Source organism: Oscillospiraceae bacterium, from assembly GCA_035353335.1.
Lineage (GTDB): Bacteria > Bacillota > Clostridia > Oscillospirales > JAKOTC01 > DAOPZJ01.
The window spans coordinates 1-2,555 of record DAOPZJ010000091.1 but is presented as its reverse complement, the minus strand read 5'-3'; the positions used below and the strand labels follow the sequence as shown (position 1 = coordinate 2,555).

Annotated in this window: 2 protein-coding genes; both read left to right on the top strand. The window is 56.4% G+C overall.

Translation table 11 applies throughout. The features are described 5' to 3' along the window. Positions 1 to 2,032 (top strand): hypothetical protein (locus PKH29_12275; GenBank protein HNX15615.1); only part of this gene is annotated, 2,032 nt, incomplete at its 5' end. 14 nt (positions 2,033 to 2,046) lie between these two features. Next, positions 2,047 to 2,555, top strand: a 509-nt coding sequence (locus PKH29_12270; GenBank protein ID HNX15614.1) for a hypothetical protein, incomplete at its 3' end; no start/stop codon positions are given.

Below are 2,555 nucleotides of genomic sequence, written 5' to 3'. Positions count from 1 at the left end.
CATGCCTTTTCAAAACAAACTCCCGACGCAAAGCAGCCCGACCATCGTCCACCGGCAGTATAACGGCCTGCTGGGGATCGACGCGAGCAGCGACGAGAGCAACGTCGGGGCACGGAGAGCGGCAAGAGGCCGGAATATGTATCGGACCTACTCGGCGACGTTCGGAGAGTGCATCCAAACGCGGCCGGGCTTCCGGCGCTATTCGCATAAACTCGGAGACGAAGACGACAGCGAAGTTTACGGCATCCATATCGCGAAGTTTTACGACGACGTCACCGGAACGAGCACGGCCAAAGCGCTGATCCATTGCGGAACGTATCTGTATTTATGGGACGACCTCACCGCGCCGGTCGATCTCACCGACCTGTATCCCATTATGCTGCTCGGGCAGACCATCACGGGCACCTATTACGAAGCGCTTTATTCGGGGATGAACCGCCGCCGGTCCGTTTCGTTTTTTATGGCCGGCAAGCTTTGGATCATGGACGGCTTGAATTATCTCGCCTATGACGGTACGGAACTGACCGACGCCGAAGCGCTGGCGACCGTCCCGACGACCAGCATCGGCCGTGCGCCCGCGGGCGGCGGCGAAGAATATCAGCAGGTGAATTTATTGACTCCGCGCCGGCGCAATCAGTTCTCGACCGACGGCGCCGCAAAAGATTACATCCTGGACGCGGTCGACCTCGACACCGACACGGTATTCGTCGAGCTGAACGGGACCGCGGTTACGACCGGCTTCTCCGTCGACAAGGCGCTCGGCAAAGTCACATTCACCGACGCGCCGGCCGCTGCGTCTCCGTCGGGCACCGACAACCTGGTCATTGAGTTTTTCAAGACGACGGCCGGGGGCCGTGAGCGGATCGCGAACTGCACGATGGCGGCGGTATTCGACGACCGGATTTTCGTCTCGGGCAATCCGAACTTTCAAAACTATAATTTTCACTGCATGGCCGAAGATCCCGCTTATTTCGGGGATTTAAGTTATTACAAGATCGGAAGCGAAGAATATCCGGTCACGGGCCTTTTACAGGTGTTCAACACGCTGCTCACGCTCAAAGAAAACAAGGTATTTATTCAAACCGGAACCGACAGCGAAAGCGATTTAATGTCAAGGGTCTATCCGGTCACGGGCGGCGCGGAGTGCGCGGGCTGCCTGACGCCGTTCGGCGCCTGCAATTTCCTCGACGATCCGGTTTTCGTCTCGAAGATGGGGCTCGAAGGGCTCGACAAGCTGAATAACAGCGCCGCGGAGCGGTATGTCGGGCACCGGTCGAAGTGGATCGACGGCCTGCTCTCCCTCGAAGACAAAACCGAAGCGTACACGGCGGAGTACAACGGCTATTTATTGATTTTAATCGACGGCACCGTCTATCTCGCCGACAGCCGGATGATGTCAGGCGGACAGTATGAGTGGTACGTTTGGGACAGCATCGGGATCAATTTCAACGACATCATCGGCGGAACCGGCATTACGTTCTATCCGGCGAAAGTCGTCAAGGTGTATGACGGCGACGTCTTTTTCGGCACCGAAAATGGGTACATCCTCAAAATGAATTTCGATCTGACCGCGTCGACCGGGGAGCTGCTTTCTTCCGCATACATCGACGACGCGAAGGCGACGGCCATCACCGATCCGGCCCATTCCGGCACCGACACGGCGATTACGGCCTATTGGGCCTTCTGTTACGACGATTTCAACAAGCCGAACGAATACAAGACCCTGACCAAGAGGGGCAACGTCATTCACAGCCGCGCGATGCCTCACAGCGTCGTCAAAGTGGCCTACCGGACCGACAAGGAACATGAGACGTCCATCAGTCGGATCAACACCGGATATTTCGATCTCTCCGATATGGATTTCGAGGATTTCACCTTCAACACATTCGCCGAGACCGATATCGTCTTCAAAAAGAAGGTCAAGAAGTTCAAACGCCTTCAAATTGTGCTCTATTCGGACGAGATCGCCAAGCCGTTCGGGATTTATTCTCTCACGATGGCGGCGACAATCGGGAATTATTATAAGAAATAACCGGGGGTGATGGTTTGTCGATCAAACGATACAACGGGAGCACGCAGACGGTTCAGGAAGCGAAGCGCTGGAACGGCTCGGAATGGGTGAAGCAGACCGTCAAGCGCTGGAACGGCACGGCCTGGGTCAATGTGAGCGAAACCCTGAAAACCTGGCAGAAGTGGAGCATCAAGACCGAGGTCACGATCCTCTCTTACAAGACGCAAATTCATGCGACGTCCGATTTCAGCATCGACGACACCGATCAGACCGTCGTCGCGACGGCTTATTCGTTCGACACGGAGACCGGGGAATTCTCGACGAGCGGCACGGCGAACCTTTGGAGCAACGGCGGCGGATATTCAATCTCCGGGGGATATCTTGAATCGATGGACGTCGAAGTGAGCGAAGCCGATCCGAGAGAGGGCACCGTCTATGTGACAACCTATGAGGCGGTCGCGGATCAGACGAGCAGCGAACAGGTCAAGGACGCGCAGATCGGCACCGTGACGAGCTATGATCAGGACGCTTATCCGGACAACGG